Annotated in this window: 24 protein-coding genes and 1 other RNA gene; 17 read left to right on the top strand and 8 right to left on the bottom strand. The window is 62.9% G+C overall.

The window, feature by feature from the left end:
- The first annotated feature begins 185 nt into the window (after nucleotides 1-185).
- The 5 genes from trxA (at nucleotide 186) to ACMGF5_RS07925 (ending at nucleotide 5,534) form a co-directional block, all read left to right on the top strand.
- On the top strand, nucleotides 186-515 hold the full coding sequence (gene trxA / locus ACMGF5_RS07945; RefSeq protein WP_012316792.1) for a thioredoxin TrxA: 330 nt from the start codon (nucleotides 186-188) through the stop codon (nucleotides 513-515).
- A gap of 228 nt (nucleotides 516-743) precedes the next feature.
- Complete coding sequence (rho, locus tag ACMGF5_RS07940) at nucleotides 744-2,003, top strand: transcription termination factor Rho (protein WP_003253661.1); 1,260 nt, start codon at nucleotides 744-746, stop codon at nucleotides 2,001-2,003.
- A 200-nt stretch (nucleotides 2,004-2,203) separates the two neighbouring features.
- Complete coding sequence (ubiD, locus tag ACMGF5_RS07935; RefSeq protein ID WP_414157701.1) at nucleotides 2,204-3,670, top strand: 4-hydroxy-3-polyprenylbenzoate decarboxylase; 1,467 nt, start codon at nucleotides 2,204-2,206, stop codon at nucleotides 3,668-3,670.
- Nucleotides 3,670-4,638 carry a CDP-6-deoxy-delta-3,4-glucoseen reductase gene (locus tag ACMGF5_RS07930; RefSeq protein ID WP_046788191.1) on the top strand — a complete coding sequence of 323 codons (969 nt, stop codon included), beginning with the start codon at nucleotides 3,670-3,672 and terminating at the stop codon, nucleotides 4,636-4,638. The genes ubiD and ACMGF5_RS07930 overlap by 1 nt, the downstream gene beginning before the upstream one ends.
- Before the next feature lie 245 nt (nucleotides 4,639-4,883).
- Nucleotides 4,884-5,534 (top strand): gamma-glutamylcyclotransferase, encoded by a 651-nt coding sequence (locus tag ACMGF5_RS07925; RefSeq protein ID WP_046788192.1) that lies wholly within the window; start codon nucleotides 4,884-4,886, stop codon nucleotides 5,532-5,534.
- A gap of 70 nt (nucleotides 5,535-5,604) precedes the next feature.
- Here the strand turns inward: ACMGF5_RS07925 and ACMGF5_RS07920 are convergent, their stop codons facing one another.
- Nucleotides 5,605-6,582, bottom strand: coding sequence for an NADPH:quinone oxidoreductase family protein (locus tag ACMGF5_RS07920; RefSeq protein WP_046788193.1), 978 nt, complete (start codon nucleotides 6,580-6,582; stop codon nucleotides 5,605-5,607).
- 156 nt (nucleotides 6,583-6,738) lie between these two features.
- On the opposite strand from ACMGF5_RS07920, the gene ACMGF5_RS07915 reads away from it, so the two are divergent.
- Complete coding sequence (locus tag ACMGF5_RS07915) at nucleotides 6,739-7,143, top strand: flagellar basal body-associated protein FliL (protein WP_046788194.1); 405 nt, start codon at nucleotides 6,739-6,741, stop codon at nucleotides 7,141-7,143.
- Between the two features lie 33 nt (nucleotides 7,144-7,176).
- Here the strand turns inward: ACMGF5_RS07915 and ACMGF5_RS07910 are convergent, their stop codons facing one another.
- Nucleotides 7,177-7,629 (bottom strand): EVE domain-containing protein, encoded by a 453-nt coding sequence (locus ACMGF5_RS07910; protein ID WP_174141992.1) that lies wholly within the window; start codon nucleotides 7,627-7,629, stop codon nucleotides 7,177-7,179.
- A gap of 178 nt (nucleotides 7,630-7,807) precedes the next feature.
- Between ACMGF5_RS07910 and ACMGF5_RS07905 the strand changes: the two genes are divergently transcribed.
- Nucleotides 7,808-7,957 carry a hypothetical protein gene (locus ACMGF5_RS07905; RefSeq protein WP_168216575.1) on the top strand — a complete coding sequence of 50 codons (150 nt, stop codon included), beginning with the start codon at nucleotides 7,808-7,810 and terminating at the stop codon, nucleotides 7,955-7,957.
- 19 nt (nucleotides 7,958-7,976) lie between these two features.
- On the opposite strand, the gene ACMGF5_RS07900 is transcribed toward ACMGF5_RS07905, so the two are convergent.
- The 4 genes from ACMGF5_RS07900 to ACMGF5_RS07885 form a co-directional block, all read right to left on the bottom strand.
- Complete coding sequence (locus tag ACMGF5_RS07900; RefSeq protein WP_046788196.1) at nucleotides 7,977-8,585, bottom strand: 5-formyltetrahydrofolate cyclo-ligase; 609 nt, start codon at nucleotides 8,583-8,585, stop codon at nucleotides 7,977-7,979.
- 71 nt (nucleotides 8,586-8,656) lie between these two features.
- A non-coding RNA gene (gene ssrS, locus ACMGF5_RS07895) (6S RNA) lies at nucleotides 8,657-8,836 on the bottom strand.
- 17 nt (nucleotides 8,837-8,853) lie between these two features.
- A complete protein-coding gene (locus ACMGF5_RS07890) occupies nucleotides 8,854-9,174 on the bottom strand; it encodes a cell division protein ZapA (RefSeq protein WP_012316783.1) in 321 nt (106 codons plus the stop codon).
- Entirely contained in the window at nucleotides 9,171-9,353 is a 183-nt protein-coding gene (locus ACMGF5_RS07885; protein ID WP_039603542.1) for a TIGR02449 family protein, read from the bottom strand. The genes ACMGF5_RS07890 and ACMGF5_RS07885 overlap by 4 nt, the downstream gene beginning before the upstream one ends.
- A gap of 182 nt (nucleotides 9,354-9,535) precedes the next feature.
- Between ACMGF5_RS07885 and ACMGF5_RS07880 the strand changes: the two genes are divergently transcribed.
- From ACMGF5_RS07880 to gcvP, 10 genes are all read left to right on the top strand, one after another.
- Entirely contained in the window at nucleotides 9,536-10,090 is a 555-nt protein-coding gene (locus ACMGF5_RS07880) for a YecA family protein (protein ID WP_119687953.1), read from the top strand.
- Between the two features lie 22 nt (nucleotides 10,091-10,112).
- On the top strand, nucleotides 10,113-11,447 hold the full coding sequence (pepP, locus tag ACMGF5_RS07875) for a Xaa-Pro aminopeptidase (protein ID WP_115273145.1): 1,335 nt from the start codon (nucleotides 10,113-10,115) through the stop codon (nucleotides 11,445-11,447).
- Complete coding sequence (gene ubiH, locus ACMGF5_RS07870) at nucleotides 11,444-12,643, top strand: 2-octaprenyl-6-methoxyphenyl hydroxylase (RefSeq protein WP_115273144.1); 1,200 nt, start codon at nucleotides 11,444-11,446, stop codon at nucleotides 12,641-12,643. Before pepP ends, ubiH begins: the two co-directional genes overlap by 4 nt.
- Nucleotides 12,640-13,122, top strand: coding sequence for a DUF4442 domain-containing protein (locus tag ACMGF5_RS07865; protein WP_046788199.1), 483 nt, complete (start codon nucleotides 12,640-12,642; stop codon nucleotides 13,120-13,122). Before ubiH ends, ACMGF5_RS07865 begins: the two co-directional genes overlap by 4 nt.
- Before the next feature lie 9 nt (nucleotides 13,123-13,131).
- Nucleotides 13,132-14,349: a 2-octaprenyl-3-methyl-6-methoxy-1,4-benzoquinol hydroxylase gene (locus ACMGF5_RS07860; protein WP_174142001.1), complete on the top strand. Its 1,218-nt coding sequence runs from the start codon at nucleotides 13,132-13,134 to the stop codon at nucleotides 14,347-14,349.
- Nucleotides 14,350-14,504: 155 nt separating this feature from the next.
- Complete coding sequence (locus ACMGF5_RS07855; RefSeq protein ID WP_119687952.1) at nucleotides 14,505-15,506, top strand: extracellular solute-binding protein; 1,002 nt, start codon at nucleotides 14,505-14,507, stop codon at nucleotides 15,504-15,506.
- A 90-nt stretch (nucleotides 15,507-15,596) separates the two neighbouring features.
- On the top strand, nucleotides 15,597-17,219 hold the full coding sequence (locus ACMGF5_RS07850; protein WP_119687951.1) for an ABC transporter permease: 1,623 nt from the start codon (nucleotides 15,597-15,599) through the stop codon (nucleotides 17,217-17,219).
- A gap of 123 nt (nucleotides 17,220-17,342) precedes the next feature.
- Nucleotides 17,343-18,425, top strand: coding sequence for a glycine cleavage system aminomethyltransferase GcvT (gene gcvT, locus ACMGF5_RS07845; RefSeq protein WP_046788202.1), 1,083 nt, complete (start codon nucleotides 17,343-17,345; stop codon nucleotides 18,423-18,425).
- A gap of 47 nt (nucleotides 18,426-18,472) precedes the next feature.
- Entirely contained in the window at nucleotides 18,473-18,856 is a 384-nt protein-coding gene (gene gcvH, locus ACMGF5_RS07840) for a glycine cleavage system protein GcvH (RefSeq protein WP_046788203.1), read from the top strand.
- A gap of 131 nt (nucleotides 18,857-18,987) precedes the next feature.
- Nucleotides 18,988-21,861 (top strand): aminomethyl-transferring glycine dehydrogenase, encoded by a 2,874-nt coding sequence (gene gcvP / locus ACMGF5_RS07835; protein ID WP_414157700.1) that lies wholly within the window; start codon nucleotides 18,988-18,990, stop codon nucleotides 21,859-21,861.
- A 35-nt stretch (nucleotides 21,862-21,896) separates the two neighbouring features.
- Here gcvP and ACMGF5_RS07830 read toward each other — a convergent pair whose 3' ends face one another.
- Both ACMGF5_RS07830 and ACMGF5_RS07825 read right to left on the bottom strand, forming a co-directional pair.
- Entirely contained in the window at nucleotides 21,897-22,211 is a 315-nt protein-coding gene (locus ACMGF5_RS07830) for a DUF2388 domain-containing protein (RefSeq protein ID WP_046788205.1), read from the bottom strand.
- Between the two features lie 89 nt (nucleotides 22,212-22,300).
- On the bottom strand, nucleotides 22,301-23,986 hold the full coding sequence (locus tag ACMGF5_RS07825) for a GspE/PulE family protein (RefSeq protein WP_414157699.1): 1,686 nt from the start codon (nucleotides 23,984-23,986) through the stop codon (nucleotides 22,301-22,303).
- Nucleotides 23,987-24,018: the final 32 nt, after the last annotated feature.

Genomic DNA, 24,018 nt, shown 5'->3' with positions numbered 1-24,018 from the left:
AACGCGCGACTCGCCAGGGCTTGATGCAAGGCAATGTGCCAGTCGATGCTATGACACTTCTGTGACAGTTTCGATTCGTGGCGTCTTGCACAACTATAGTGACACTCAATCGTCCGCGACTTCCTGTAGCGCGTGGGTGCGGCTATGATGGGCCACGTTTTTTGCTTACGACCCTGGAGATATCCATGAGCAGCGATCTTATCAAACACGTCACCGACGCCACCTTTGAGGCCGAAGTCCTGCAAGCCCAAGGCCCGGTGCTGGTCGACTACTGGGCTGAATGGTGCGGCCCATGCAAGATGATCGCTCCGGTGCTGGACGACATCGCCACCACCTATGAGGGTAAACTGACCGTCGCCAAGCTGAACATCGACGACAACCAGGAAACCCCGGCCAAGCACGGCGTGCGTGGCATCCCGACGCTGATGCTGTTCAAGAACGGCAACGTCGAGGCCACCAAGGTCGGCGCCTTGTCCAAATCCCAGCTGGCCGCGTTCCTCGACGCCCACCTGTGATGTGAAAAAGCCCCGGAAATTCCGGGGCTTTTCTTTTCCAACCCACTAGACGTCGAAAAAAGCAAGTGTTACATTCGGCCTCGCACTGTTTCTCCAGTGCCCCCTGCACGCCGTCGCCGACGCACTCCTAATTAGAATCTGTGCGCGATCCTATCGCCTTCTAGCGGCGCGGCTTCATTAAGCCAGAAGCTTAATCCTCCCTTCATACATGATTACGTCATTCCCCTTATGAACCTGACTGAACTCAAGCAAAAGCCGATTACCGATCTGCTGGAAATGGCCGAACAGATGGGCATCGAAAACATGGCCCGTTCGCGCAAACAGGACGTGATTTTCGCCCTGCTGAAAAAGCACGCGAAAAGCGGCGAAGAGATCTCAGGTGACGGCGTGCTGGAGATTCTCCAGGATGGTTTCGGTTTCCTGCGTTCGGCTGATGCGTCCTATCTGGCCGGCCCTGACGACATCTACGTCTCGCCCAGCCAGATCCGCCGCTTCAACCTGCGTACCGGCGATACCATCGTCGGCAAGATCCGCCCGCCGAAGGAAGGGGAGCGTTACTTCGCGCTGCTCAAGGTCGACACGATCAACTTCGATCGCCCGGAAAACGCGAAGAACAAGATCCTCTTCGAAAACCTGACGCCGCTGTTCCCGAACAAGCGCCTGAAGATGGAAGCCGGCAACGGTTCCACCGAAGACCTGACCGGCCGCGTCATCGACCTGTGCGCGCCGATCGGCAAGGGCCAGCGTGGCCTGATCGTCGCCCCGCCGAAAGCGGGTAAAACGATCATGCTGCAGAACATCGCGGCCAACATCACCCGTAACAACCCCGAGTGCCACCTGATCGTTCTGCTGATCGACGAGCGCCCGGAAGAAGTGACCGAAATGCAGCGCACCGTGCGCGGTGAAGTGGTTGCCTCGACCTTCGATGAGCCGCCAACCCGCCACGTGCAGGTTGCCGAAATGGTCATCGAGAAGGCCAAGCGCCTGGTCGAGCACAAGAAGGATGTGGTCATCCTGCTGGACTCCATCACCCGTCTGGCGCGTGCCTACAACACCGTGATCCCGAGCTCCGGCAAGGTGCTGACCGGTGGTGTCGATGCCCACGCCCTGGAGAAGCCGAAGCGTTTCTTCGGCGCTGCGCGTAACATCGAGGAAGGCGGTTCGCTGACCATCATCGCCACCGCGCTGGTAGAAACCGGCTCGAAGATGGACGAAGTGATCTACGAAGAGTTCAAGGGTACCGGCAACATGGAACTGCCCCTGGACCGTCGGATCGCCGAGAAGCGTGTGTTCCCGGCCATCAACATCAACCGCTCGGGCACCCGCCGTGAAGAGCTGCTGACTGCTGATGACGAACTGCAGCGCATGTGGATCCTGCGCAAGCTGCTGCACCCGATGGACGAGATCGCCGCCATCGAGTTTTTGGTCGACAAGCTCAAGCAGACCAAGACCAACGACGAGTTCTTCCTGTCGATGAAGCGCAAGTAAGCGTTTCAGGCTGGCAGTGATTGGGGCTGCTTCGCAGCCCATCGCCGGCAAGCCGGCTCTTACAGGTCCTCTGCGATCCTTGTGGGAGCCGTCTTGCCGGCGATGGGGCGCGGAGCGGCCCCAAGTCATTTTTGGCCATTGAGCGCTGAACGGCGCTACACTCTGCACCCCGACCGATACGGCCAACACGAGGCTCATGCATGCAGTATCGCGACTTGCGCGACTTCATTCGTGGCCTGGAACAGCGCGGTGAACTCAAGCGCATCCAGGTCCCGATCTCCCCCGTCCTGGAAATGACCGAGGTGTGTGACCGCACCCTGCGTGCAAAGGGCCCGGCGTTGTTGTTCGAAAAGCCCACGGGCTTCGACATTCCGGTGCTCGGCAACCTGTTCGGCACCCCGCAGCGGGTGGCCATGGGTATGGGTGCCGAGTCGGTCGAGGAGCTGCGCGAGATCGGCAAGCTGCTGGCCTTCCTCAAGGAGCCGGAGCCGCCGAAAGGCCTCAAGGATGCCTGGTCGAAACTGCCGATCTTCAAGAAGGTCGTGTCCATGGCGCCGAAGGTGGTCAAGGATGCTGTTTGCCAGGAGGTGGTGGTCGAGGGTGATGATGTCGACCTTGGCCAGCTGCCGATCCAGCACTGCTGGCCGGGCGACGTGGCGCCGCTGATCACCTGGGGCCTTACCGTGACCCGCGGCCCGAACAAGGACCGCCAGAACCTGGGCATTTATCGCCAGCAGGTCATCGGCCGCAACAAAGTCATCATGCGCTGGTTGAGCCACCGCGGCGGTGCCCTGGATTATCGCGAATGGTGTGAGAAGAACCCCGGCCAACCGTTCCCTGTCGCCGTTGCCCTGGGTGCCGACCCGGCAACCATCCTCGGCGCCGTCACGCCGGTGCCCGATACCCTGTCCGAATATGCCTTCGCCGGCCTTTTGCGTGGCAACCGCACCGAGTTGGTCAAATGCCGAGGCAGCAACCTGCAGGTGCCGGGTACCGCCGAGATCATCCTTGAAGGTGTGATCCACCCGGGGGAGATGGCTCCGGAAGGCCCCTATGGTGACCACACCGGCTACTACAACGAAGTGGACAGCTTCCCGGTGTTCACCGTCGAGCGCATCACCCACCGGCAAAAACCGATCTACCACAGCACCTATACCGGCCGGCCGCCAGATGAGCCGGCCATCCTCGGCGTGGCGCTCAATGAAGTGTTCGTGCCGATCCTGCAAAAGCAGTTCCCGGAGATCGTCGACTTCTACCTGCCGCCGGAAGGGTGCTCGTACCGGATGGCGGTGGTGACGATGAAGAAGCAGTACCCGGGCCACGCCAAGCGCGTGATGCTGGGTGTGTGGTCGTTCCTGAGACAGTTCATGTACACCAAGTTCGTTATCGTAACCGACGACGACATCAACGCCCGTGACTGGAATGACGTGATCTGGGCCATCACCACGCGCATGGACCCCAAGCGTGATACGGTGATGATCGACAACACGCCGATCGATTACCTGGACTTTGCGTCGCCGGTATCGGGCCTGGGGTCGAAGATGGGCCTGGATGCCACCCACAAGTGGCCGGGCGAGACTACACGCGAATGGGGCCGGGTCATCGTCAAGGACGAGGCCGTCACCCGCCGCATCGATGAGTTGTGGGACCAGTTGGGAATAGATTGATGCAGGTAACGTTGCAGCCGTCCGGGGCGGTGCTGGCGCTCGAACCCGGGGAACGGATCCTGGATGGAGCGCGGCGGCTGGGCTATGACTGCCCGAACAGCTGTCGCAATGGCAATTGCCATGTGTGCGCCGCATTGTTGGTCGAAGGTCGCGTTCGCCAGAACGGTGAGGTGCGCGACCATGGTGAGCTGTTCACGTGCATCGCCGAACCGCTGGAGGACTGCGTGCTGCTCTGGGATGGTGTGCTGGCCCTGGGCGAGCTGCCAGTGCGCAAGCTGGCATGCAGCGTCATTGAGTGCGTAGAGGTAGGTGGCGATGTCTGGCGCGTGCGTTTGCGCGCGCCGGCTGGCAAGCCACTGCGCTATCACGCCGGGCAGTATCTGATGATCGAGCGCGAGGGCGGCAAGCCGGCGGCCTTCTCCCTGGCGTCTGCCCCCCACAGTGGGCGCGACCTTGAGCTTCACGTGCTGGTCCGCGAAGACAGCGCCCGTCAGCTTTTGGCGCAACTGCAGCGTGACCCTATCGCCCGCATCGAAATGCCATTCGGTGACACCCACCTGGCCGAGCTGCCCGATGGACCACTGGTGCTCATCGCTGCGGGAACCGGCATGGGGCAGATGCACAGCCTGGTCGAGCATTGCCGCGCCCAGGGCTTCAAGCACCCGGTGCACCTCTACTGGGGCGTGCGACGCCCTGAAGACTTCTACGCCATCGAGCACTGGGACGAATGGGAGCGTCTGCCCAACCTGTTCCTGCACAAGGTGGTGAGCGACCTGTGTGGCTGGGAAGGCCGTTGCGGCATGTTGCACGAGGCTGTGTGCGAGGACGTGCAAGACCTCAATACAGTTCATGTTTATGCCAGTGGTTCACCAAACATGGTTTATGCCACGCTCGATGCCCTGGTCGAGGCCGGTATGGATGCGCACCGCATGCGTGCGGATGTGTTTGCCTACGCACCGCGTGGTTAATAACCGAAGTTTCAGGTAGTGGGTATAAGGCGGTAATTCTTACCGCCTTGACTAATAACTTTCACTATACTTGGAACAATGCTCTCCAACCGTCGGAAGTTCGCGTGAAACTTAGGCTTCAGGGCTTGAGTGTTGGCGCGGTTCTATCCTAAGGTGGTTGCAGGCTCCCAAGGCGCTGGCGCAAGCCCCGCCCTGCAGGGCCTTTCGCTATATCAGTAGTTCACAGGGAATAATGGCGGCAGCTTATGTCGGCACTTGAAAGTTTATCCTGGAAAAGCGCTTATCCTCCGGCACTCGACTTCGGCCAGCAACTGACCCGCGAGCAATTGATCAACTCGATGCATACGACCATGTCGCGCCATGACGGTGGCCCGGTCTGGTTGTTCGCCTATGGTTCGTTGATATGGCGCCCGGAGTGCAGTTCGGTAGAGCGCCAGCGAGCACGCGTGCATGGCTATCACCGTGGCCTTTACCTGTGGTCGCACGAGCATCGTGGTACGCCGGAAACGCCAGGCCTGGTATTCGGCCTCGACCGCGGCGGTTCGTGCAGCGGTTTTGCCTACCGCCTCGATGAAAGCAACCTCGACGACTCGCTGATGGCCTTGTGGCAAAGAGAGATGCCGTACCCGGCGTACCGGCCGCACTGGCTCAGCTGCCGGCTGGGTGATGGCAGCAAGGTGCAGGCCTTGGGCTTTGTACTTGAGCGGCACCTGCCGTGCTACGCCGGCAATCTGCCTGATACGCTGCTTAGCCAGATTCTTGCCAGTGCCAAAGGGCGCTATGGCACCACGCGTGAGTATGTCGAGCAGACGTTGAACGCATTGCGCAGCCACCAGATGCCCGACCGCAACCTCGAAGCGCGGTTCCGGCGCTGCCACAACCTGCGGGAGGTCTGATTGGGCTGTGCAGGGCTCTTCGCGCGTTTATCGGCGAAGAGCTCTGCAGCGGCAGCGTATCTTTCAATGATTAGCTGGCCAGCAGCACCAGCTTACCCACCGCTTTCCTTTGGCCCAACTGCTCGATCGCCGCGCCCGCCTCGGCCAGTGGGTAAGTCTTCGATACCAGCGGCTTCAGTTTGCCCTCGGCATGCCAGGCAAACAGCTGGTTGAAGTTGGCCGCATTGTCCTGCGGCTGACGCTGGGCAAAAGCCCCCCAGAATACCCCCAGCACCGCTGCGCCCTTGAGCAGTACCAGGTTCGCCGCCATCTGTGGAATCGTCCCGCTGGCAAAGCCGACCACCAGCAGCCGCCCGTTCCACGCCAGCCCGCGCACGGCCTGGTCGAACAGTTCACCGCCGACCGGGTCGTAGATCACATCTACCCCTTGGCCGCCGGTCAGGCGCTTGATTTCCTCCTTGAGGCTGGCCTGGCTGTAGTCGATCAACTCGTCCGCCCCTGCAGCCTTGGCCACGGCCAGTTTCTCTGCGCTGCTGGCGGCTGCGATCACCTTGGCGCCCATGGCTTTGCCGATCTCCACGGCCGCCAGGCCGACACCACCGGACGCACCCAGCACCAGCAAGGTTTCGCCCGGCTGCAACTGGCCGCGCTGCTTGAGCGCATGCATCGAGGTGCCATAGGTCATGCCAAAGGCAGCAGCGGTGGTGAAGTCCATGCTTTCGGGGATGGGCAGCACGTTGTAGAACGGCACGGCCACCTGTTCGGCGAACGCCCCCCATCCGGTGAGGGCCATCACCCGGTCCCCGACCTGGAAGGCACCGGCGCGCTCGCCGACAGCGGCAACGACACCCGCCGCCTCGCCACCGGGTGAAAACGGTAGCGGTGGCTGGAACTGGTATTTGCCTTCGATGATCAGGGTATCTGGGAAGTTGACCCCGGCCGCATGCACCTCGAGCAGAATCTCGTTTTTCTTCGGTACCGGGCTGGCCACCTCTTCCAGAACCAGGTTGCGTGCCGGCCCCAAGGTTTTACACAACACAGCTTTCATCGGGCTATTCCTTTGCGGGTAGTGGCCGATAAGTGTAGGAGGGCGGCCTGCCGGGTCAACGAGCATGGCCCGCCCTGATGGGGCTGCATAAGCCCGGGCTTGGGTTTGGGCCGCATGCTGGGTAAGCTGGCGCCAATTGTTTTGAGGAGTGAATTCGTGAAAGCGTGGATCTTGATGGTGCTGGCCCTGATGCTGCCAGCGGCGGCCCTGGCCGAAGAAGCCAAGGAAGGAGCCCCCAAGGTCTCCTATATCAGCCTGAGCCCGCCCTTTGTAGGCAACTACGCCCTCGACGGCGGCCCCAGGTTGCGCGTATTCAAAGCTGATGTGGCCCTGCGTGTGACTGGCGATGAGGCAGCCAAGGCGGTCAAGCACCACGAGCCGCTGATTCGCAACCAGCTGGTGGCGCTGTTCACCCAACAAGGTGTGGATAACTTGAGCAACGTCGACGCCAAGGAAAAACTGCGCCAAGAGGCGCTCAAGCAGGTGCAGCAGGTGATGGAAGCAGAAGAAGGCAAGCCGATTGTCGAAGATCTGCTGTTCAATAACCTGATCGTGCAGTGATCAAGATACAGGCTGGCCTCTTCGCGGGGCCGGTCATTTGCTCAGCGCAATGATCGCCACCCACTGCTCTTCGGTCACCGGCATCACCGACAGCCGAGTGCCTTTGTGCACCAGTGGCAACTCCTCCAACGCGCTTTGTTGCTTGAGCAAGCCCAGCCCCAGCACCTGCCTGAACGTATTCACGTGCGCCACATCTACCGCGCTCCAGGGGTTCTTCTCGGCAGTGGCTTTGGCGTCGTAGTAATGGCTCTGAGGGTCCAGCGCAGTTGGGTCCGGGTAGGCCGCTGCAGTGATCCGGGCGATCCCGGCAATGCCCGGTTGAGGGCAACTGGAGTGGTAGAAGAAAAACTCATCGCCTACGTTCATGGCGCGCAGAAAATTGCGCGCCTGATAGTTGCGCACGCCATCCCAGCGGGCCTCACCCAGGCGGCCCAGGCCTTCGATCGAAAGCTCATCGGGCTCGGATTTCATCAGCCAGTAGGCCATGGATACTGCTCCTGAAAAGGTTTGAAATAACCTGTTGCACGAAACCGACAGCCGGTTGGCGTCAACGTTTGCGTGTCGACGCAGGTTGTCGGAAAATGCGCCGATTTTAACGCTATATGCTCCGGCGGCACCAAGAAGGTCGCCGAGCCAGAACGTATGCCTAGGGGGGCATTCTTCGATGAATCAACGCAAACCGGACCTGCTCTGGGTCCTGGTCTTCATCTTTGGTCTGGGTGTGGTTACCACCGGTTATGCTCAGGGTATCTGGGAGCGCAAGCTCGATACCGCGTACCAGGCACCGGTCGAAGCCGGTCAGCAGCAGCGCTGATCTTCCCCGCTGGCGCCTGTTATTTAGGCGCCAGGTACCAGTCACGGTCCGAGACCGTGCCCTGCAGTGGTACATCCCAACTGGCCTGCGCCAGTCGTTCGACCTTCTGGCATTCATGGGCCAGCCCCAGCAGCAGGGGTTTTTTCCATGTTTTGCGTCGCGCCTGGTAGGCCAGGCTGCGATCATAGAAACCACCGCCCATGCCTAGCCGCCCGCCGGCTTCATCGAAGCCCACCAGTGGCAGCAGAATCAGGTCCAGCGACCAGATCGGGCGCTGGCGCTTGCGGTCAGTCAGTGGCTCTGGAATACGGAAACGGTTGCGCTTGAGCTTTTCCCCTTGCTCGAACCGCTGGAACACCATGCGCGTACGCGGCCATGCGTGCAGTACCGGCAGGTAGGTACGTTTGCCACGGCGTTGCGCCTCGCGCAGTAGCAACTGCGGGTCGATTTCACCGTCGTTGGGCAGGTACAGGGCAATGTGCCGTGCGCGGCGGAACAGCGGGTTTTGCGCCAGCTGCCGATACAGCCCAAGGGAGGCTTGGCGTTGCTGGGCTGGCGTGAGTGCGCGGCGGGCATTGCGAAGCAGGCGACGAAGCTGGGGGCGGGTTAGCGGCGCGGTGTCGGTCATGGCACGGGCGTTCCCAGGTGTCGAAGCTAAAAGCGAGAACTGCCCGCCTGGGTGGGCGGGCAGTCGAAATCAGGCTCCCCGATAAGACCGCTATCGGTGTAGCCCTTGAACCCGAAAGTTCAAGGTGGAGATTGCAGGGGGCGTTAAGGCTTTCCGTCGGGCGGACATGCACACCGGCCCCAGCGTGCAACCCCCGTGGTTGTGCGTATCGGCTCAGGGACATAACCGACTGGCGCATCCCCCAGGGAGTGGCGCCAGTATACCAACCTCAGCCGATTTTGGTATCCGTGTCGTCGGACAAAGCCTTGTCGACGCGATCGAGCAGGTCGCGGACCTGTTCGCGGGTGGCGCTGCCAGCGGGGGCGTCGGTGCGGTCTTCCTGGCGGTGGAGCATCTCGTGGGTGATGTTCAATGCGGCCATGACCGCGATCCGATCAGCACCGATCACCTTGCCGCTGCTGCGGATCTCGCGCATCTTGCCGTCCAGGTAGCGTGCGGCGCTGACCAGGTTGTTGCGTTCTTCCGGCGGGCAGATGATCGAGTATTCCTTGTCCAGGATCTGCACGGTGACGCTATTGCTTGAACTCATGAGTCATGCTCCAGGGCCTTGAGGCGTAAGATCATCGACTCGACCTTGCGCTTGGCGATCTCGTTCTTTTCGATGAGGTGGGCGCGCTCTTCGCGCCAGGATTTTTCCTGAGCTACTAGGAGTGCATTTTGCCGTTTAAGTTGCTCGACGCGCTCGATCAGCGACTCGAACCGGCTCATCAATGCTTGCAGGTCGTTCTCTTGCGTGGGTTGCACTCGATTCGCTCCGTCATTGAATCACCCGTCGATCATGCCTCTCCCTGAGCGGTGACGGCCAGTGCCGATGGTCTTGGCGCGCCTGCCGGTGCTAGGATACAAGGCCTTCATTCTAGTCAAATGCGCCGTCTGGCGCCTAGCCGCCCATGCCTAATACCCAATCGCCCTACACCGCATTCGCCGCACTGCTCTCGAGCAACGGCCACCCTGTTTCCCCCGCCGAGCTGCACGGCCTGCTGATCGGCCGCAGTTGCGCCGGTGCCGGCTTCGAGGCCGATGCCTGGCTGGCCGACGCTGCCGGGGTGCTGGAAAACGAACCTGAAGACAATGTGCGCGCTGCATTGATCGGCCTGCAAGAGATGGTCAAGGCCGAGCTGACCGGCGAGGACATTGCGATCGTTCTGCTGCTGCCAAGCGACGAAACCGCGCTGACCGAGCGTGCCACGGCGCTGGGCCAGTGGTGCCAGGGCTTCATCGCCGGCTTCGGGCTCAACGCTGGCGGCAAGGACCTGTCCACCGATGCCAAGGAAGTGCTCCAGGACCTGGTGGCCATTTCCCAGGTCCAGGAAGCACTGGAAGAATCCGAGGACGGCGAAAGCGATTACATGGAAGTCATGGAGTATCTGCGCGTTGCGCCGCTGCTGCTGTACACAGAGCTGGCCGCGCCGGCCGCGCCTGCGCCAAAACCTTCGCTGCACTGATCAACCGGGGGTAGTCCTGCCCATGAGCCACATACCCAAGGCCGAATATGCCCGTCGGCGCAAGGCGCTGATGGCGCAGATGGTCCCCAACAGCATTGCCATCCTGCCGGCTGCCGCAGTCGCCATTCGCAACCGCGATGTCGAGCACGTCTACCGCCAGGACAGCGATTTCCAGTACCTGAGCGGCTTCCCGGAGCCGGAGGCGGTGATCGCGCTGATCCCGGGGCGCGAGCATGGCGAGTACGTGCTGTTCTGCCGCGAGCGTAACCCTGAACGCGAGCTGTGGGACGGCCTGCGTGCCGGCCAGGAAGGTGCCATCCGCGACTTTGGCGCGGACGATGCCTTCCCGATCACCGACATCGACGAGATCCTGCCGGGCCTCATCGAAGGTCGCGAACGGGTCTACAGCGCCATGGGCAGCAACCCCGAGTTCGACCGTCGGCTGATGGACTGGATCAACGTGATCCGCTCCAAGGCGCGCCTTGGCGCCCAGCCACCGAACGAGTTCGTTGCCCTGGATCATCTGCTGCACGACATGCGTCTGTATAAATCGGCGGCGGAAGTGAAAGTGATGCGCGCCGCTGCAGAAATTTCCGCGCGTGCCCATGTGCGGGCCATGCAGGCCTGCCGGGCAGGGCTGCACGAGTACAGCCTGGAAGCCGAGCTGGACTACGAGTTCCGTAAAGGCGGGGCAAGAATGCCAGCCTACGGGTCGATCGTCGCTGCCGGCCGCAATGGCTGTATCCTGCACTATCAGGAGAACAATGCCGCGCTCAAGGACGGTGACCTGGTGCTGATCGACGCCGGTTGCGAAATCGATTGCTATGCCAGCGACATCACCCGCACCTTCCCGGTCAGCGGGCGGTTTTCGCCTGAGCAAAAGGCCGTCTATGAACTGGTGCTCAAGGCCCAGGCCGCCGCTTTCGCCGAGATTGCCCCAGGCAAGCACTGGAACCACGCCCATGAAGCGACCGTGCGGGTGATCACCGAGGGCCTGGTGGAGCTGGGCCTGCTCAAGGGCAAGGTGCAGGCGCTGATCGAAAGTGAAGCGTATCGGGCCTTCTACATGCACCGTGCCGGGCACTGGCTGGGCATGGACGTGCACGATGTGGGCGAATACAAGGTCGGCGGCCAGTGGCGGGTGCTGGAGCCTGGCATGGCGCTGACCGTCGAACCGGGTATCTACATTGCCGCCGACAATCAGCAGGTCGCGAAGAAATGGCGCGGCATCGGCGTAAGGATCGAGGACGACGTGGTGGTGACCAGGCAAGGCTGTGAAATTCTGACTTCGGGCGTGCCCAGGACGGTCGCCGAGATCGAGGCGCTGATGCAGGCGGCCCGTAAGGACGCTGCATGAACCGAGTCAACCTGGCGATCATTGGTGGCGGCCTGGTCGGTGCCAGCCTTGCGCTGGCCCTGCAGGCTGGGGCCAAGGCGCGTGGCTGGAAGATCCTGCTGATCGAGCCATTCGCCCCGGGCGACAGCTTCCAGCCCAGCTATGATGCGCGCTCCTCAGCGCTTTCGTTCGGTACCCGGCAGATCTACCAGCACCTGGGCGTGTGGCAGGGCATCAGCCCTCGTGCCGAGCCGATCCGGCAGATCCAGGTCTCGGACCGTGGGCGCTTTGGCTCCACCCGCCTCGATGCGCTGGAGGAGGGCGTGCCAGCGTTGGGCTACGTGGTCGAGAACGCCTGGCTTGGTCAGTGCCTTTGGCAAGGGCTGGACAGCGAGGTGGTGAGCTGGCGCTGCCCGGCCGAAGTGAAGGCGATGCAGGCCGTCGCCGGTGGTTATCGCTTGCAGCTGGACGATGACACCGCCCTTGAGTGCGACCTGGCAGTGCTGGCCGACGGTGGCCGCTCCGGGTTGCGCGAGCAACTGGGCATCCATGTGCGCCGCACGCCCTACGAGCAGAGCGCCCTGATCGCCAACATTACCCCGGGCGAGTCCCATCGCGGGCAAGCCTTCGAGCGCTTTACCGAGCAAGGCCCCATGGCATTGCTGCCGCTGCCCGAGAACCGCTGTGCGTTGGTCTGGACCCGTCAGGGTATGGACGCCAAGCGCTTGGCCGAGATCGACGAACGCAGCTTCCTGCGCGAGCTGCAGGATGTATTCGGCTATCGCCTCGGCGCCCTGCGCCAGGTCGGCGCACGGCATCTGTACCCGCTGGCACTGGTCGAAGCCCAAGAGCAGGTGCGCCCGCATCTGGTGGTACTGGGCAATGCCGCGCACAGCCTGCACCCCATTGCCGGGCAGGGTTTCAACCTGTCGCTGCGCGATGTGCAGTCGCTGGCCGATGCGCTGCTGGCCGGCCCGCAGCAGCCAGGCGATCTGGCGACCCTGCAGGCGTACCATCAACGCCAGCAACTCGACCAGGCCATGACCATCGGTTTCTCCGACCAGGTTACCCGCCTGTTCGGCAGTAATCAGCCGTTGTTGGCCGCCGGGCGCAACATCGGCTTGCTTGGGCTCGACTTGCTGCCGCCGGCCAAAAGCTGGTTCGCCCGCCAGGCCATGGGCCTGGGCACCCGCCCTGATCCGCGGGGGCAGGCATGAGCAACCCGCGCAAGCTGGCGCGCCGGGCGCGCATGTTGCGCTGGCTGCTGAACCTTTACCCACCGTACCTGGGCGCTGGCATTCGCATTCAGCACATCAGCCCAGACATGCGCAGTGTCAGGGTGCGCATGAAGCTGAACCGCTGGAACCGCAACTACGTCGGTACCCAGTTTGGCGGTAGCCTGTATTCGATGGTCGATCCGTTCTACATGCTATTGCTGATCGAACTGCTGGGCCGTGAGTACATCGTCTGGGACAAGGCAGCCAGCATTGACTTCATCGCACCGGGCAAAGGCCCGGTGTATGCCGATTTCCACATCGAAGACGCACTGCTGGACGAGATCCGCCAGCAGACCGCCAGCGGCAAGAAATACCTGCCACGTTTGCAGGTCGATGTCCGCGACGGTGCCGGCGAGCTGGTGGCGCGGGTCGATAAAACCCTATACGTGCGGCTCAAGCCGCAAGCGAGGCAGGCGTAAGGCATGGAAATGCGCGCAGATCTGTTGATTGTCGGTGCCGGTATGGTCGGCAGCGCCTTGGCCTTGGCGTTGCGCCACAGTGGCCTGGAGATACTCCTGCTCGACGGTGGTTCGCTGACGGTGAAGCCGTTTGACGGCGATGCGCCGTTCGAGGCGCGGGTCAGCGCCCTCTCGGCGGCCAGCCAGCGCATCCTCGAGCGTTTGGGCGCCTGGGAAGAAATCGCCAAACGGCGTGTTTCGCCCTACTCGGACATGCATGTCTGGGACGGCAGCGGCACTGGGCAGATTCACTTTTCCGCCGCCAGCGTGCACGCGCAGGTGCTTGGCCATATCGTCGAAAACCGGGTAGTGCAGGATGGCCTGCTGGAGCGCCTGCATGACAGCGATATCGGCCTGCTGCCCAACGCCCGCCTGGAGCAGATGCGCCGCTCTGGCGATGAGTGGCTGCTGACCCTGGCCGATGGCCGCCGCCTGCGGGCACCGCTGGTGGTGGCTGCCGACGGTGCCAATTCGGCGGTGCGGCGCCTGGCCGGCTGCCAGACCCGTGAGTGGGATTACCTGCACCACGCTATCGTCACCAGCGTGCGCTGCAGTGCTGCACACCAGGCTACCGCCTGGCAGCGCTTCACCGACGAAGGGCCGCTGGCCTTCCTGCCCTTGTCGCGAGACGGCCAGCAGGGCTGGTGCTCGATCGTGTGGTCGACCACGCCCGAGCAGGCCGAGCAGCTCATGGCGCTGGATGATCAAGCTTTCCTCAAGGCCCTGGAGCGTGGATTCGAGGGGCGCCTGGGCCAAGTGCTGCACGCCGACCCTCGGGTTTGCGTGCCGTTGCGCCAGCGCCACGCCAAGCGGTACGTGGACGAGGGGCTGGCATTGATCGGCGATGCCGCGCACACCATTCATCCGTTGGCGGGGCAGGGCGTGAACCTGGGCTTTCTCGATGCAGCGGTGCTGGCTGAGGTGTTGGTGAACGCCTGCGAGCGGGGTGAACGGCTGGCGGATGTGAAAGTGCTCAGCCGCTATGAGCGCCGACGCATGCCGCACAACCTGGCATTGATGGCGGCGATGGAGGGCTTCGAGCGGCTGTTCCAGGCCAACCCGCTGCCGTTGCGCTGGTTGCGTAACAGCGGTCTGAAGCTGGTGCAGCAGATGCCGGAGGCCAAGGCGCTGTTCGTGCGCCAGGCGTTGGGGCTTTCCGGGGACTTGCCGGAGCTGGCCAGACCTTGAGATTGTTGGGCCGCTTTGCGGCCCTTTCGCGACACGAGGCCGCTCCTGCAGGCGTTCGCGTGCTCTTGCAACATCTGGTAACGGCTGGGTAGGTGAGCCGGAAAATGGGATTCACTACCATTTGCGCCTCTCATACGATTCGAGGAGTGCATCCCATGTTGCCACGCAAGCCCCTACTGGCCGCCCTGGCCCTGACGCTGTTCGGTGGCACCGCCCAGGCGGCGGACGAAGTAGTGGTGTACTCCTCGCGCATCGACGAGCTGATCAAGCCGGTGTTCGACGCCTACACCGCCGAGACCGGCGTCAAGATCAAGTTCATCACCGACAAGGAAGCCCCGCTGATGCAGCGCATCAAGGCCGAGGGCGAGAACGGGGTGGCCGACCTGCTGCTGACCGTCGATGCCGGTAACCTGTGGCAGGCCGAGCAGATGGGCATCCTGCAGCCTATCAAGTCGGCCATCATCGACCAGAACATCCCCGCTCAATACCGCGCCTCGTCCCATGACTGGACTGGCCTGAGCCTGCGCGCGCGGACCATCATCTACTCCACCGAGCGGGTCAAACCCGCAGAGCTGAGCACCTACGAGGCACTGGCCGACAAGCAGTGGGAAGGGCGTCTGTGCCTGCGCACGGCAAAGAAGGTCTACAACCAGTCGCTGACCGCCACGCTGATCGAGAACCATGGCGAGGCCAAGACCGAACAGATCGTCAAAGGCTGGGTCAACAACCTGTCTACCGACGTGTTCTCCGATGACAACTCGGTAATCCAGGCCATCGAGGCCGGCCAGTGCGATGTGGGGGTGGTGAACACTTACTACTTCGGCCGCCTGCACAAGCAGAACCCGAACTTGCCGGTGAAGATCTTCTGGCCTAACCAGGGCGACCGAGGCGTGCACGTCAACCTGTCCGGCATCGGCCTGACCAAGCACGCACCGCATCCGGAGGCGGCCAAGAAGCTGGTGGAGTGGATGACCGGTGAGCAGGCGCAGAAGCTGTTCGCCGACATCAACCAGGAGTTCCCGGCCAACCCGAAGGTCAAGCCATCGGACGAGGTCGCGGCATGGGGCAGCTTCAAGGCTGACAGCATCCCGGTCGAGGTGGCAGGCAAACGCCAGGCCGAGGCCATTCGCTTGATGGATCGGGCTGGCTGGAACTAAGCCCCAGGCTTTATCCTGCAGGGGCCCACAAGGGCCCCTTCGCGTGGCAAGCCCGCTCAGCGGTTGCCATCTGCCACAGAGACAGTTGCCTTGCCCCACGCTCCCCAACGCCGCTGGTACCTCCCGGTCATCCTGACCGCCGCCCTCGTGCTCTTGCCCTTGAGCGTCCTGCTGCTGTCCTGGCAGTCGATCGACGTGCAGATCTGGTCGCACTTGCTCGACACCCAGATGAGCCGCCTGCTCGGCAACACATTCACCTTGGTGGCGGGTGTAGGCGTAGGCGTCACCGTGCTCGGCGTGAGCCTGGCCTGGCTCACCAGCCTTTGCGAGTTCCCCGGCAGGCGCTGGCTGGACTGGGCACTGATGCTGCCGTTTGCCATCCCCGCCTATGTCCTGGCGTTCGTCTTCGTCGGCCTGCTGGATTTCGCCGGCCCGGTGCAAAGCGCCTTGCGTGAAGTGTTCGGGCCCATGCGCCTGCCGCGGGTGCGCTCCACCGGCGGGGTGATTGTGGTGCTGGTGCTGGTGTTCTACCCCTATGTCTACCTGCTCGCGCGCACGGCATTCCTGGCCCAGGGCAAGGGGCTGATGGAAGCGGCGCGGGTGTTGGGCCTTTCGCCGCTGCAAGCTTTCTGGCGGGTTGCCCTGCCCATGGCGCGGCCGGCCATCGGCGCAGGCATAGCGCTGGCCCTGATGGAGACCTTGGCAGATTTCGGTGCGGTGGCTGTGTTCAATTTCGACACGTTCACCACCGCCATTTACAAGACCTGGTACGGCTTCTTCAGCCTGTCCAGCGCGGCTCAGCTGGCCAGCCTGCTATTGCTGGCGGTAATGCTGGTGCTGTACGGAGAACGCCGCGCCCGTGGCGCCTCGCGCAGCTCAAACGAACGCCCGCGGGGTCAGGCCCTCTATCACCTGCGCGGTCTGAAGGCACTGCTGGCCAGTGGCTGGTGCCTGCTGGTATTTGCCTGTGCCTTCGTCATCCCGCTGCTGCAGTTGCTGGTATGGTTCTGGCACCGGGGGCGGCATGACCTGGACGAGCGCTATGTTGGCCTGGTGCTGCACACCTTGTACCTGGGCGCCCTGGCAGCCTTGATCACGGTGAGCGTCGCACTGCTGCTGGCATTTGCCCGGCGTCAGGCGCCGACCGGCGGCATCCGTGCCGGGGTTGGCCTGGCCAACCTGGGCTACGCCTTGCCCGGCTCGGTGCTGGCGGTGTCGATCATGCTGGCCTTCAGCTACCTGGACAACCACCTGGTGATCCCTCTGTCGAGCTGGCTGGGTGGGGCAGGCAAGCCATTGCTGCTGGGCAGCCTGGCGGCATTGCTGGTGGCCTATCTGGTACGTTTCATCGCCGTGGCCTATGGGCCACTGGAAGGCAGCCTGGAGCGCATCCGCCCGTCGTTGCCCGAGGTTTCACGGAGCCTGGGTGTCGGAGGGGCGAGATTGTTTTTCAAAGTGTATATGCCGCTGCTGGTCCCTGGTGCCCTCAGCGCCGCACTGCTGGTCTTCGTCGATGTGCTCAAGGAAATGCCCGCGACCTTGCTGATGCGGCCCTTCGGCTGGGATACCCTCGCCGTACGGGTGTTCGAGATGACCAGTGAAGGCGAGTGGGCGCGTGCCTCACTGCCCGCCTTGACCTTGGTGCTGGTTGGCCTGCTGCCGGTCATCGGCCTGATTCGTCGTTCAGCCAGGCGCCCCGGTCACAGTCACTGAGGGTGCCAGCCCGCGCCCTTGCGGCTACAATGCGCGGCATTCGCGCGACGGGTCCTACAAGAAGAGCTGACAACCAAACGTCATCGACCGCCGCCGCTTCGCCACGCCCGGAAGGAGAAACCCATGGGACAGCGCACGCTTTTGTACGACTTGCACCTGGCGCTAGGCGCCAAGACAGTCGATTTCGGTGGCTGGGACATGCCGCTGCACTACGGCTCGCAAGTTGAAGAGCACCATCAGGTGCGCAGTGACTGTGGGGTGTTCGATGTTTCCCACATGACCGTGATCGACATCGATGGCACCGATGCCACCGTCTGGCTGCAGCGCTTGCTGGCCAACGACGTTGCCCGCCTTGGGGGTGTCGGCAAGGCGCTGTACAGCCCGTTGCTCAACGAACAGGGCGCAATTATCGATGACCTGATCGTCTACCGCACGGAAAATGGCTACCGGCTGATCACCAATGCCGCTACCCGCGCCAATGTACTGGCGTGGCTGGAGGCCCACAGTACCGGCTTCTCGGTCGGTTTCAAGGTGCGCCCCGACCTGGCCATTCTCGCCATCCAGGGCCCCCAGGCCCGCGAGAAAGTCGCAGCCTTGCTCAGCGCTTCGCGCGCTGCGCTTATCCGTGAGCTGCGCCCGTTCGAAGGGCTTGGCGAGGGCGACTGGTTCATTGCCCGCACCGGTTACACCGGTGAGGACGGGTTGGAAATCATCCTGCCGGGCCATGAGGCCGTGGCCTTCTTCAACGACCTGGTCGGCGCTGGCATCGCCCCCAGTGGCCTTGGCGCCCGCGACACCTTGCGCCTGGAGGCCGGCATGAACCTGTACGGCCAGGATATCGACGAAGACCACACCCCGCTTACCTCCAACCTGGGCTGGAGCATTGCCTGGGAGCCGGCCGAGCGCGATTTCATCGGCCGCGCTGGCCTGCTGGCGGAAATCGAGCGCGGCGTGCAGGACAAGCTGGTCGGCCTGGTGCTGGAGGAACGCGGTGTTTTGCGCGCCCATCAGGTGGTTCGCGTTGCCGGCATTGGCGAAGGGGAGATCACCAGTGGTAGTTTCTCTCCTACGCTGAGCAAATCCATTGCCCTGGCGCGCGTGCCCATGGCCACCGGCGATCGTGCCGAGGTCGAGATTCGCGGCAAGTGGTACCCGGTGCGGGTGGTCAAACCGACCTTCGTGCGTCACGGCAAGATTCTGATCTGAACAATCAACGGCGGGCCGACCGCTGACCCAATCGAGGAATACAAGACATGAGCAATATCCCCGCCGATCTGCGTTTTGCCGAAAGCCACGAGTGGGCGCGCCTGGAAGCCGACGGTACTGTGACCGTGGGCATCAGCGACCACGCTCAAGAGGCCCTGGGTGATGTGGTGTTCGTGGAACTGGCAGAGGTTGGCAAAGTATTCGCTGCCGGCGATGCTGCTGGCGTGGTCGAGTCGGTCAAGGCCGCTTCGGATATCTATGCCCCGGTGGGTGGCGAAGTGATCGCGGTCAACGAAGACCTGGCCGACAGCCCGGAGCTGCTCAACGAAGAGCCTTACGGCGCCTGGATCTTCAAGCTCAAGCCAAGCGACAAGGCCGAACTGGACAAGCTGCTGGACGCTGCCGGTTACAAAGCCGCTATCGGCGAGTGAGCCTTCTGGCCTCATCGCCGGCTTGCCGGCGATGAGGCCGGTACTGGCGAAGCAAGTTTTCCCGCAGTATCGGCAATCCTTCCTAGACTTATAAGTCTCCACGAGGCCTGGTCTAGGAAGAGAGCGTCGTCATGTCCCAGTCGCCATCCCTGCATCAACTGCAAGAGCTCAACCCATTCCTGCGTCGCCACCTGGGGCCAGATGCCTCCGAGCAGCAGGCCATGCTCAACGCCCTGGGCTTGAGTAGCCGCAGCGAGCTGATCGAACAGACCGTCCCGCCGGATATCCGCTTCAACCGCGCCCTCGACCTGCCCCCCGCCCTGGATGAACAGGCTGCGTTGGCCAAGCTCGCCGGTTATGCCGAGCAGAACCAGGTGTGGACCAGCCTGATCGGCATGGGTTACCACGGCACCGTCACGCCAACCGTCATCCTGCGCAACGTGCTGGAGAACCCCGGCTGGTACACCGCCTATACGCCTTACCAGCCAGAAATCGCCCAAGGCCGGCTGGAAGCGCTGCTCAACTTTCAGCAAATGGTCATCGACCTGAGCGGCCTGGCCCTGGCCAATGCCTCACTGCTCGATGAAGCCACCGCCGCAGCCGAAGCCATGGCCTTGGCCAAACGCGTGGCGCGCAACAAGAGCAATGCCTTCTTTGCCGATGAACACTGTCACCCGCAGACACTGTCCGTGTTGCGAACCCGGGCTGAAGGTTTTGGTTTCGAACTGATCGTCGACGCTGTGGATAACCTTGGCCAGCACCAAGTATTCGGCGCTCTGCTGCAGTACCCGGATACCCATGGGGAAGTGCGTGACCTGCGCCCGCTGATTGACCAGTTGCACGGCCAGCATGCCTTGGCATGCGTGGCGGCAGACCTGTTGAGCCTGGTGCTACTCACGCCGCCGGGCGAACTTGGCGCAGACGTGGTGCTTGGCTCGACCCAGCGCTTTGGCGTGCCGATGGGCTATGGCGGCCCGCATGCGGCCTATTTCGCCTGCCTCGAAGACTACAAGCGGGCGATGCCGGGGCGCATCATCGGTGTGTCGCGTGATGCCCGTGGCAACACCGCACTGCGAATGGCCCTGCAGACCCGCGAGCAACACATCCGCCGCGAAAAAGCCAACTCCAACATCTGCACCGCCCAGGTACTGCTGGCCAACATCGCCGGCTTCTATGCGGTGTACCACGGCCCTGAAGGCTTGCAGCGCATTGCACAGCGCGTGCACCGGCTGACCGTCGTGCTCGCCGCGGGCCTTGAGGCCAAGGGCATCAAACGCCTTAACCAGCATTTCTTCGACACCCTTACCCTGGATGTCGGCGGTGCCCAGGCGGCCATCGTCGAAAGTGCGCAAGCGGCGTGCATCAACTTGCGCATTCTGGGCCGCGGCCATCTGGGTGTGAGCCTGGACGAAACGTGCAGCGAAGAAACCGTGCTTCGGCTGTTCGACATTTTTCTTGGCGTGGATCATGGCCTTGAGGTCACCGCGCTTGACCAGCAGGTTCTGACAGGGGGTATTCCGGCCGCTCTGGAACGGCGCACGCCGTTCCTCTCCCACCCGGTGTTCAACCTGCATCACAGCGAAACGCAGATGCTGCGCTACCTCAAGCAGCTGGAAAACAAGGACCTGGCGCTGAACCAATCGATGATCCCGCTGGGTTCCTGCACCATGAAGCTCAACGCCACCAGCGAAATGATCCCCATCACCTGGCCCGGATTCGCTCTGCTTCATCCCTTTGCGCCCGATGCTCAGGTCGCAGGCTACAAAGCGATGATCGATGAGCTGGAGCGCTGGCTGTGCGCTATTACCGGTTTTGATGCGATCTGCATGCAACCCAACTCGGGTGCCCAGGGCGAATACGCCGGGCTGATGGCAATCACCCGTTACCACCGCAGCCGTCATCAGCCCCAGCGCACGCTGTGCCTGATCCCTTCGTCGGCCCACGGCACCAACCCTGCTTCAGCGCAGATGGCTGGCATGGAAGTGGTGATCGTCGACTGCGATGACGACGGCAACGTTGACCTCGACGACCTCAAAGCCAAGGCCAAGGCTGCAGGCGAGCGGCTGTCCTGCCTCATGGTTACCTACCCGTCGACACATGGTGTGTATGAGGAGGGCATCCGGGAAATATGTGAGGTGGTGCACCAGCACGGCGGCCAGGTCTACATGGACGGCGCCAACCTCAACGCCCAGGTCGGTCTCACGCGGCCGGCTGACATCGGCGCCGATGTCTCGCACATGAACCTGCACAAGACCTTCTGCATCCCGCACGGCGGCGGCGGCCCTGGCATGGGGCCGATTGGCATCCGTGCACACCTCAAGCCGTTCGTCGCCAGTCATCCGGTGGTGCCGGTGCCGGGCCTGGACCCGAACAACAGCGCGGTCAGCGCCGCGCCTTGGGGCAGTGCGAGCATCCTGCCGATCAGCTGGATGTACATCGCCATGATGGGGCCGCAACTGGCCGATGCGAGCGAAGTGGCCATCCTGTCGGCCAACTACCTGGCCAGCCAGCTTGGTGGGGCTTTCCCGGTGCTGTACAGAGGCCGAAACCAGCGGGTGGCGCACGAGTGCATTCTTGACCTGCGGCCGCTCAAGGCAATTACCGGGATAACTGAAGAGGATGTGGCCAAGCGCCTGATGGACTATGGCTTCCATGCCCCGACCATGTCATTCCCGGTGCCCGGGACCTTGATGGTCGAACCGACAGAGAGCGAGTCGAAAGCCGAGCTGGACCGGTTCGTCGAGGCCATGCTGGCGATCCGTGCGGAGATCGGTGAGGTGCAGCAGAGTAACTGGCCAGCGGAAGACAACCCGCTCAAACATGCGCCACATACCCTGGCCGATGTGCTGGCACCGTGGAGCCGGCCTTACAGCCTTGAGCAGGCTGTAGCCCCCAGCGCTCACGTGCGCCAGCACAAGTACTGGCCGGCGGTGAACCGGGTCGACAACGTGTATGGGGACAGGAACCTGTTCTGTGCGTGCGTACCGGTGGAGGCGTATCGCTGAGTTGAAGTTGGGGCTGCACAGCAGCCCCAGGGGGCTTACTCGGCTACCGCATTCCTGGCCAGGATGGCATTGGCCAGTTCCATGTCGCTGGCTTGCATGCCTGGGTTCTCAGCCCGCACCTGGCGCATTGCCGCCTCCAGGAACGGCCCACGAATAGCACCTTCACTGGCAACGAAGCTGCCGGCGTCATCCTGCGCCGCGACGACCAGCTTGTGGTCCCTGGAGGTCAGGTAAGTCGATGCCGTAGTCGCGCCGGAAGAAATCACGTTGCGCCAGAAGGTATCGGCCATGGCGGAGCCAATGGGCAGCGAAAGCAGGGCAGCGGCTGCGATGGCGGTTGGGAGACGCATGATGAAACACCTCGAAGGGTGAGGGCTGATGGAGCCCGATTTGATTGAGTCTGAGGGGTGTAAGTTCCCAGAAAACAAGGGTTTTTTGCTTATGCGCAGACCCGCAGCACTTCCTCTTGGCAGGTCAGCCCACTGGCCACCTTTGCCTCCCCGCAGCGTTTCAGGTCCAGCAACCCTTCGCTCAATGCCTGTCGCTGCAAGCTGGCAAGGTCCGCCCCTGCGCCTATCCGGGCGCGCAGGCTTTCACTTGGGACCAGCAGCTCGAACACGCCCGTTCGGCCATGAAAGCCGGTGCCCCGGCACAGCAGGCAAGGCTGGCCGCTGGCCGATGATGCGCAGCCCTGGCAGTCACGGCACAGCAAGCGCACCAGGCGCTGCGCCATCACCCCGCTCAGGGAGGCCTTGATCAGGTAATCGGGCACGCCCAGTTCCAGCAGGCGGGTGATGGCGCCACAGCTGTCGTTGGTGTGCAGGGTCGAGAGCACCAGGTGCCCGGTAAGGGCAGCTTGCACGGCTACCAGCGCCGTCTCGCGATCGCGGATCTCGCCGATCATGATGATGTCAGGGTCTTGGCGCAGCAGCGCGCGTACGCCGTTGGCGAAGCTGAGGTCCAGTGCCGGCTGCACCTGTAATTGATTGAAAGCCGGCTCCAGGCGTTCGATCGGGTCTTCGATGGTGCACAGGTTGACCTCGGGCGTGGCCAGCCACTTCAGGCTCGCGTACAGCGTGCGGGTCTTGCCTGAACCGGTAGGGCCGGTGACCAAAAGAATGCCATGACGGCGCTGCAGCAGGGCCTGCCACTGCTGCAGTTGTTCACCTTCCAGGCCCAGGCGGTCGAAGTCTTCCTGTAGCTGTTGTGGGTCGAACAAGCGCAGTACCAGCTTTTCGCCAAAGGGGGTGGGCAGCGTAGACAGGCGCAATTCCACTTCGCGGCCACCTGGCAGGCTGCACTTCACACGGCCATCCTGCGGCCGGCGTTTTTCCGCGACATCCATGCGGCCCAAGTGCTTCAGGCGGCTGACGACGGCCAGGGTCACGCTGGCCGGGAAGGCGTAGACCGTATGCAGGAGGCCGTCTATGCGATAGCGCAACCGGCCCTGCTCGCGGCGTGGCTCAAGATGGATGTCACTGGCGCGCTGTTCGACAGCGTACTGCAGCAGCCAGTCGACGATATGCACGATATGCGCGTCGTCTGCCGTGGCGTTGCCCTGGCGCTTGTCCTGCTCCAGCAATTGCTCGAGCTCACCGAGGCTTGCTGACTGCTGATGCTGGGCACCTTGCACCGAGTGGGCGAGGCGAAACAGCGACTGGCCCACCTGGCGCAACTGCAGGGGGCTGGCGAGCACACGGCGGATCGGCCTGCCCAGGCTGCGGGCCAGATCGGTTTGCCAGTCACACTGGTAAGGCTGCGCACTGGCCACGGTGATGCCCAGGCTGTCGCTGGCCAGGATGAGTATGCCGTGGCGATGGGCGAATGCTGGCGATATCAGCCCGTTGACCTGCGACAGGTCGAGTTGCAGTGGGTCGATGCGCTGGTAAGGCTGGCCGACTTTTCTGGCGAGCCATTGGCACAGGCAGTCCAGATGCAGGCGCTGGCCGGGGTGCTGGCGGTCTTCGAGGCCCAGGGCCGCTATGGTTTCGAGCGGATGGCGAGGTGGCTGTGAGGTGGCGTGTTCGAGTACCTGCCTGGCGTCGTTGGCGCTCAGGCGCTGGTCGGCTTGCAGCGTGTCCAGCACGCGCTGGAGGTCGAGGGATCGATCGTCGGGGTTGTGCATGGCGGCGTCCGTGCCAAGTGATGAGTTCCTCA

Source organism: Pseudomonas sp. BNK-15 (assembly GCF_047456105.1).
Lineage (GTDB): Bacteria > Pseudomonadota > Gammaproteobacteria > Pseudomonadales > Pseudomonadaceae > Aquipseudomonas > Aquipseudomonas putida_E.
This window is presented reverse-complemented; position numbering and strand designations above follow the sequence as displayed.

Bases quoted from the DNA above. Each gene is read 5' to 3' on its own strand.
- trxA (WP_012316792.1), top strand. From the start codon at position 186: ATGAGCAGCGATCTTATCAAACACGTCACCGACGCCACCTTTGAGGCC.
- rho (WP_003253661.1), top strand. From the start codon at position 744: ATGAACCTGACTGAACTCAAGCAAAAGCCGATTACCGATCTGCTGGAA.
- ubiD (WP_414157701.1), top strand. From the start codon at position 2,204: ATGCAGTATCGCGACTTGCGCGACTTCATTCGTGGCCTGGAACAGCGC.
- ACMGF5_RS07930 (WP_046788191.1), top strand. From the start codon at position 3,670: ATGCAGGTAACGTTGCAGCCGTCCGGGGCGGTGCTGGCGCTCGAACCC.
- ACMGF5_RS07925 (WP_046788192.1), top strand. From the start codon at position 4,884: ATGTCGGCACTTGAAAGTTTATCCTGGAAAAGCGCTTATCCTCCGGCA.
- ACMGF5_RS07920 (WP_046788193.1), bottom strand. From the start codon at position 6,582: ATGAAAGCTGTGTTGTGTAAAACCTTGGGGCCGGCACGCAACCTGGTT.
- ACMGF5_RS07910 (WP_174141992.1), bottom strand. From the start codon at position 7,629: ATGGCCTACTGGCTGATGAAATCCGAGCCCGATGAGCTTTCGATCGAA.
- ACMGF5_RS07905 (WP_168216575.1), top strand. From the start codon at position 7,808: ATGAATCAACGCAAACCGGACCTGCTCTGGGTCCTGGTCTTCATCTTT.
- ACMGF5_RS07900 (WP_046788196.1), bottom strand. From the start codon at position 8,585: ATGACCGACACCGCGCCGCTAACCCGCCCCCAGCTTCGTCGCCTGCTT.
- ACMGF5_RS07890 (WP_012316783.1), bottom strand. From the start codon at position 9,174: ATGAGTTCAAGCAATAGCGTCACCGTGCAGATCCTGGACAAGGAATAC.
- ACMGF5_RS07885 (WP_039603542.1), bottom strand. From the start codon at position 9,353: ATGAGCCGGTTCGAGTCGCTGATCGAGCGCGTCGAGCAACTTAAACGG.
- ACMGF5_RS07880 (WP_119687953.1), top strand. From the start codon at position 9,536: ATGCCTAATACCCAATCGCCCTACACCGCATTCGCCGCACTGCTCTCG.
- pepP (WP_115273145.1), top strand. From the start codon at position 10,113: ATGAGCCACATACCCAAGGCCGAATATGCCCGTCGGCGCAAGGCGCTG.
- ubiH (WP_115273144.1), top strand. From the start codon at position 11,444: ATGAACCGAGTCAACCTGGCGATCATTGGTGGCGGCCTGGTCGGTGCC.
- ACMGF5_RS07865 (WP_046788199.1), top strand. From the start codon at position 12,640: ATGAGCAACCCGCGCAAGCTGGCGCGCCGGGCGCGCATGTTGCGCTGG.
- ACMGF5_RS07860 (WP_174142001.1), top strand. From the start codon at position 13,132: ATGCGCGCAGATCTGTTGATTGTCGGTGCCGGTATGGTCGGCAGCGCC.
- ACMGF5_RS07855 (WP_119687952.1), top strand. From the start codon at position 14,505: ATGTTGCCACGCAAGCCCCTACTGGCCGCCCTGGCCCTGACGCTGTTC.
- gcvT (WP_046788202.1), top strand. From the start codon at position 17,343: ATGGGACAGCGCACGCTTTTGTACGACTTGCACCTGGCGCTAGGCGCC.
- gcvH (WP_046788203.1), top strand. From the start codon at position 18,473: ATGAGCAATATCCCCGCCGATCTGCGTTTTGCCGAAAGCCACGAGTGG.
- gcvP (WP_414157700.1), top strand. From the start codon at position 18,988: ATGTCCCAGTCGCCATCCCTGCATCAACTGCAAGAGCTCAACCCATTC.
- ACMGF5_RS07830 (WP_046788205.1), bottom strand. From the start codon at position 22,211: ATGCGTCTCCCAACCGCCATCGCAGCCGCTGCCCTGCTTTCGCTGCCC.
- ACMGF5_RS07825 (WP_414157699.1), bottom strand. From the start codon at position 23,986: ATGCACAACCCCGACGATCGATCCCTCGACCTCCAGCGCGTGCTGGAC.